Origin of the sequence: Pseudomonas sp. SIMBA_067 (genome assembly GCF_046534675.1) — a bacterium.
Classification (GTDB): Bacteria; Pseudomonadota; Gammaproteobacteria; order Pseudomonadales; family Pseudomonadaceae; genus Aquipseudomonas; species Aquipseudomonas putida.
The window spans coordinates 1-238 of the sequence record NZ_JAWRYH010001271.1 but is presented as its reverse complement, the minus strand read 5'-3'; the positions used below and the strand labels follow the sequence as shown (position 1 = coordinate 238).

The following is a 238-nucleotide window of genomic DNA, read 5'->3' as shown; positions in this document are numbered from 1 at the left end:
AAACTGCACCGGGCAGCTCCCTGGTATCTTCCGTGTTCTTCATGCTGCTGCCGGAACAGGTTTACGTTTACGGTGACTGTGCGATCAACCCGGATCCGACCGCTGAACAGCTGGCAGAAATCGCGATTCAGTCCGCTGATTCCGCTGCGGCCTTCGGTATCGAACCGCGCGTTGCTATGCTCTCCTACTCCACCGGTACTTCTGGTGCAGGTAGCGACGTAGAAAAAGTTCGCGAAGC

General features: G+C 56.7%; 1 protein-coding gene. It reads left to right on the top strand.

Annotated elements, in window-relative coordinates; genetic code table 11:
* Window positions 1–238, top strand: a 238-nt coding sequence (locus SB765_RS33385; RefSeq protein WP_410933003.1) for a phosphate acyltransferase, incomplete at both ends; no start/stop codon positions are given.